The organism is Acinetobacter sp. YH16038 (assembly GCF_013417275.1).
GTDB lineage: Bacteria > Pseudomonadota > Gammaproteobacteria > Pseudomonadales > Moraxellaceae > Acinetobacter.
In genome coordinates this window covers 1-5,506 of record NZ_VPEG01000069.1, presented here as the reverse complement: position 1 = coordinate 5,506, position 5,506 = coordinate 1, and the positions used below count along the sequence as shown (strand labels likewise).

Sequence of the window (5,506 nt, the reverse complement as noted above, 5' to 3'; positions counted from 1 at the left end):
AGAATATGAAGCTGAAAGGTACAGTCAAAATACAATAAGCCAAGTAGACAAGACCGTGCCCTACAAGAACCACTAAAATCGAGTATAGGCTGTATTCCTGATTCATTACGATAAACAGGACTGCTGTGAAAAAAAGTAGTGGTAAAGGAGAAAGTAAGAGAGCTTTTACTATTTTTTCATTTGAATATTTCACTAATTTAATTCTCTTATCTACTCAATAAATAATAATACTATAACGATTTTATTGGAGGTTTTTTGATTCTATTTAACATAATGGGCGTTATACGAAATGCGATTTTAAATAATATTATTTATCAAAGGTTTAAGACAAAAAACACACAACCTTCAAGATCAAAAAATACACGTTTTAACAACTCGTGTGTTTTTTAAGCAGATTTGTAATCTTTCGCCAATAAAATCGTCTAAAAAATGCTCAATTTTGGCATTTTCCCAATGTTCTCAGCTCTTCCAGGGCGAAAACTATCCCCAATTGCTGTGGATGAAATTTAGGCTATTTTGTACGCTTTGGCTCACATAAAACTCGGCCCTTTGCGGCTATCCAGGATAGGTGAATTTTCCTATGATGAAGTCATAGAGAACAGGATGTTCCAAACAACAAGAATAAGAAAGATCGCACCAGGAGCGTGAGTTAAGACAGGAGTCATACCTAGCAACCCAATATGAGAAACCCCGGCAGGATGCTGGGGTTTTTTATTATTAAAAGGAAAACTATAGGTATTAAATTAACTTTCCTTCTCATTATCAGAATCTAGGTTTTTCTCTGAATCGGAATCATTTTTCACGAATAGGTCTTTAAGCTCTAGCATCGCTGCTAGTGCATACATAGTGAGAGTAAATAGAATTATTCCAATAACAACAAATCCAATGCCATAAGAGACACCGAAACTGGTAAAACAGAAGAAAAAACCTGTAGTAAAGAAAATAGCTGATGCAACAAACATCACACTAAAAATAGCTGATAATGCATATTCAAAATTAAGAATAAAATTCTTTATCCAACTCGGTATTGGTATTTTCCTTTCTAATTCTCTTTCTGCTACAACTAACATTAATAAAGGTAGACAGTAAATTCCCGAAAGCCAAATAAGAATATGGACATAATTATCATGGGAAGGTATAAGGCTCTTCATCATTTCGTTAAAGTTAGATAGATCATGACTTTTATGAAAAATGACTCCCCAAATATCTTGACATAAAGCTAATAAAAGAGGGATCACTCCTAAAAGGATAGTTATTGCAACCCCTTGTTTAAAAGATTTTTTTATATATTCTTTCGGTGGAAACACAGGACCTCCTATCAACAATTAGCTTATTTAAAACCCGCTCTTCTCAACATTTTTTTAAAATTAGCTTCAACTTGTTTTTTAACTTTAGAAGCTATTTCTTTCTGCAATATTCCATACTTTTCTTGTGCTCCACATTTAGCACAAGTAATCGTATCTGAAGCTTTAGGATTACTAGGAATCTCAAACTTATCGCTTCCGCAAGAACATAAAATATTTATTGTTTGATCAGTCATCTCAGTGCCTTCGTTAATATGAAATTATTAAAAAGACTGCCAAGCGTACTTAACAGTCTTTCACAGCTCATCGCTTACTATCTGGCGTACGTTCAACACGAACCCAGCTTGAATTTGGCTTTGATGTCGGGGGGGCAATAGTTCGATCTGGAATAGTTGAGTAGTTATCTCTCAACCCACCTCTAGGACCTTGCTCTCGATAAATCCCACCATCACGGCCTGTATTCTGTCCTGGCTTTAAAGACATATTTCGCTCCTAATATTGTCGAATTCGACAACTAAATGTTGTCACAAATATTATTAACACTACTTGTCGAATTCGTCAACAAAATTTCTCTATTTCGAATTATTATAGAAATACAAAAATATAATCAGTAGAATAGAATTATGAATACAGAATCTAATGAAACCTACGTGTTTCCTGAACGGCTTAAAGCGATAAGAGAGTTACGTAAACTAACTCAAGCTCAATTAGCTGAAAAATCTAAAATTCCTTCTACCTCAATTTCACATTTGGAAGCTGGGTCAAGAAAACCATCTTTTGATAATTTGAGAAAATTAGGAATAGCGCTAGAAGTATCTACAGATTACTTACTAGGACGAGTAGATAGTTTTGAAGGAACTAATACGGACACTCTATTTAGAGATCTTCAAAACTTAACAGATAGTGATAGAGAAACTATTCGACGATTTGCAGAGTCACTAAGAAATAAATAAACTATTTATTTCTTAGTACATTGAATAAGATAATGTCTAATAACACCAAACAATATATTGAAAAAGCAGCTACTCAGATTAGACAGGATTACGATTTAATCGATTATGAAATAGATCTTTTTAAATTAGGTGAAGAACTAGGGATTGATATACAAACTCAATCTCAAAAGAGTCATGGTATTTCTGGAGCGCTTATTAGGAATGGCAATGATTTCCTAATCTACTATGCTTCTTCTATCAATAATATTCCATATCAACGATTCAGTATTGCCCATGAATTTGGGCATTATTTTTTACCTGAACATCCTGAAAATATCTTTAATAAAAATGGTACTCATTTTTCAAGTGCAGGTTCGAGCAGTAAAGATCCCTATGAAAGAGAAGCAGACTATTTTTCTACCTGCTTACTAATGCCTAAATTTCTTTTTGAAAAGGAAATGTATAAATACAATGACGGCTTAGAAGCAATTAAGTCTTTAGCTAGTATTTTCAATACGTCCTTAACCTCTACAGCTATACGATATATTGAACTTACTGAAGCACCTGCGCTATTAATTATCAGTTCAAATGGTAAAGTAGATGCTGTTTTCGATACTAAGGAACTACGTAAGTTTGGAAAGTGTATTTATATAAAAAACAAAGTCTTACCAAATAAAAATATAATTTCAACTGAGCTATCAAAAAAAGAAATTTTTCTTAATGAATGGATTGATACAAATCATCGTATTAAAGCAATTGAGGAAAGTATCACATTGGGATCTTATGAAAAAACTCTCACAGTAATCACAACAAATACTTTATATGAAGAGATTGAAGATGAGTTTAGTGATACATGGGAACCCCCTTCATTCAAATAGTATATTAAATATACAGTTTCTTATTTAACATAAAATCTCTTACGCGAAGTTGGTTTGTAAGCCCAAAATAGAAATGTCTGATTTCTCCAAAGTAAAAATGTTCACTTTTAGAATATGTGCTTTTGCGATTGTCGAAGCAGACGATTTTATATGTTAGCGTCATGCCAGATAAAGAACTTAAAAGATTGTCAATCTTGCAGGAAATCTGCGATCAACGCATACCTCAAACCTAGTCTGCTCAGTTACTTCATATTTCAAAACGTCAGATCAGACGTTTACTGCAAAATACAAAGCTCAAGGCCCAGTTGGACCTACATTCAGGGCTGCTTTTCCCCTATCAGCTTTTTAATGGATGTTTTATGAGCAACAATGAATGTTTTAGCTTATATCTGGGTCAAATGAGTGATAAAGTATCACTCAAAATACCCAAATATAGATTTATAGATGAAAGAGTTTCTCTCCCAAGCCGATGACCTGCATGAAAAGTACCTAACCCAGGAAAAACAGAAAATTGAAGAGCACAAAATGCTGGTCAATCAGGTCTTGGAGTCATACGACCAGAAAACTGTTGCTGAAATACTTCGCAGGGTTGGACAGTATGACTGGACCCGTGAAACGCTGAATAAATGGCTCAATGGAAAGAGTGCACCACGGGCACTCAGTGAGGGCGAAGTGGAGATGCTTCAGCAAAAGATGCTACCGAAGCCACCAGCACACCATCCGGACTATAAATTCCGTTTTATTGATCTGTTTGCCGGGATTGGCGGGATTAGGAAGGGATTTGAGGAAATAGGGGGACAATGCGTTTTTACCAGCGAATGGAACAAGGAAGCCATCCGGACCTACAAGGCCAACTGGTACTGTGATCCTCAACATCATAAATTCAACGAAGATATCAGACAGGTTACGCTGACTGAAGATCCGGATATAGACATCAATGAAGCTTATGAACATATTGATAACGAAATTCCGGATCATGAGGTACTACTGGCCGGTTTCCCATGCCAGCCGTTCTCTCTGGCAGGTGTTTCAAAAAAGAACTCCCTCGGCAAGGCACATGGTTTTGAATGTGAAGCACAAGGAACACTGTTTTTTGATGTGGCACGTATTATTGCAGCAAAACAGCCAGCTATTTTCGTACTCGAGAATGTAAAGAACCTGAAAAGCCATGACAAGGGAAATACCTTCCGTATCATCATGAAGACGCTGGACGAGCTGGGCTATGATGTTGCAGATGCTGACGCGAGTGGTCCGAATGATCCAAAAATCATTGACGGCAAGAACTTCCTTCCCCAGCACCGTGAGCGTATTGTACTGGTAGGCTTCAAACGCAGCCTGGATATCAAGGGCGACTTTTCCCTGAAAAATATCAGTAAACTCTTCCCTGAAGTCCGTCCGACCATACAGGACGTGTTAGAAAAGGAAGTAGAAGACAAATACATATTGACTGAAAATCTCTGGAAGTATCTTTACAACTATGCCAAGAAACATCAGGCTAAAGGTAACGGTTTTGGCTTTGGTCTGGTAGATCCGAAAAATCCTGGTAGCGTGGCCAGAACCCTTTCGGCCCGTTATCATAAAGACGGTTCGGAAATCCTGATTGACCGCGGCTGGGATATGCAGCGGGGAGAAGAAGATTTTGATGATCCTGATAACCAGAAGAACCGTCCGCGTCGTCTGACACCACGGGAATGTGCCAGACTGATGGGCTTCCAAAAACTGGATGGAGACGACTTCTTCCGTATTCCAGTTTCGGATACACAGGCCTACAAGCAGTTCGGTAACTCGGTTGTCGTACCCGTCTTCACTGCCGTTGCAAGGTTGCTGGAACCTTACATTCTACGGGCAGCAAAAATTCAGGAGCATAAAAAAGACAAGATTTCTGCGTAAAAGCTATAAAAATCACTCAAATAGAGGTACGATCCGGTCAGAAGAACAATGACCGGATCGTATATGGCGACTATCAGGCAGATGTCACAGACAATGCAGGCCCTAGGGGCAACCCGGATCCTGCTCAAACCGCTTTCCAATAATGACAATTCCAAACAGCAAATCTATTTTGGGGGAAATTTTGAAGTTCTTCAGGATTTTCCACTGGGAGAGATCCGCGCAGATGGAGAATCCAGCAAGGGTCCGATATTCAAGGCACCTCTCAAACTGTTCTGGATCACACCGGAAGGTGAAACTGAAGAAGCCACAGGTTCCCAAATTATTCTCTATCCCAAATATCCGGAAATAAGACTTTCCGGATTCCTCCGTGGCTGCTCGCTTGCCCCAAGCAAGATCATGAAACCACCGACACCAGAAGAACGTGCACTCTCTGCCAGCCAGAAAGGAGGCATGATCCTAGGATTGGCGGCAGACAACGGCTTTGCCCATACAAGATGATGGG

At 38.1% G+C, this 5,506-nt stretch carries 7 protein-coding genes and 2 pseudogenes; 5 read left to right on the top strand and 4 right to left on the bottom strand.

The genetic code is table 11. From position 1 onward, the window contains the following. The 4 genes and pseudogenes from FTV34_RS16080 to FTV34_RS16065 all read right to left on the bottom strand — a co-directional run. Positions 1–193 (bottom strand): annotated as a pseudogene (locus FTV34_RS16080) (hypothetical protein); the annotation flags it as partial. 550 nt (positions 194–743) lie between these two features. Beyond that, on the bottom strand, positions 744–1,307 hold the full coding sequence (locus FTV34_RS16075; RefSeq protein WP_163146742.1) for a hypothetical protein: 564 nt from the start codon (positions 1,305–1,307) through the stop codon (positions 744–746). Positions 1,308–1,330: 23 nt separating this feature from the next. Next, positions 1,331–1,540, bottom strand: a complete 210-nt coding sequence (locus FTV34_RS16070) for a hypothetical protein (RefSeq protein ID WP_163146743.1) — start codon at positions 1,538–1,540, stop codon at positions 1,331–1,333. Between the two features lie 67 nt (positions 1,541–1,607). Then, the gene (locus FTV34_RS16065) at positions 1,608–1,787 is read right to left on the bottom strand and encodes a hypothetical protein (protein ID WP_016651005.1); all 180 of its coding nucleotides are present in this window, start codon (positions 1,785–1,787) and stop codon (positions 1,608–1,610) included. Between the two features lie 140 nt (positions 1,788–1,927). Between FTV34_RS16065 and FTV34_RS16060 the strand changes: the two genes are divergently transcribed. The 5 genes and pseudogenes from FTV34_RS16060 to FTV34_RS16040 all read left to right on the top strand — a co-directional run bounded on the left by FTV34_RS16060 (position 1,928) and on the right by FTV34_RS16040 (position 5,502). Then, entirely contained in the window at positions 1,928–2,257 is a 330-nt protein-coding gene (locus tag FTV34_RS16060; protein ID WP_087662598.1) for a helix-turn-helix domain-containing protein, read from the top strand. Positions 2,258–2,289: 32 nt separating this feature from the next. Beyond that, positions 2,290–3,114, top strand: coding sequence for an ImmA/IrrE family metallo-endopeptidase (locus FTV34_RS16055; protein ID WP_163146744.1), 825 nt, complete (start codon positions 2,290–2,292; stop codon positions 3,112–3,114). Positions 3,115–3,275: 161 nt separating this feature from the next. Beyond that, a pseudogene (locus FTV34_RS16050) lies at positions 3,276–3,419 on the top strand (helix-turn-helix domain-containing protein); the annotation flags it as partial. 139 nt (positions 3,420–3,558) lie between these two features. After that, positions 3,559–5,004: a DNA cytosine methyltransferase gene (locus tag FTV34_RS16045; RefSeq protein WP_163146745.1), complete on the top strand. Its 1,446-nt coding sequence runs from the start codon at positions 3,559–3,561 to the stop codon at positions 5,002–5,004. An 81-nt stretch (positions 5,005–5,085) separates the two neighbouring features. Beyond that, positions 5,086–5,502 carry a hypothetical protein gene (locus FTV34_RS16040; protein WP_257226178.1) on the top strand — a complete coding sequence of 139 codons (417 nt, stop codon included), beginning with the start codon at positions 5,086–5,088 and terminating at the stop codon, positions 5,500–5,502. Positions 5,503–5,506 lie beyond the last annotated feature (4 nt).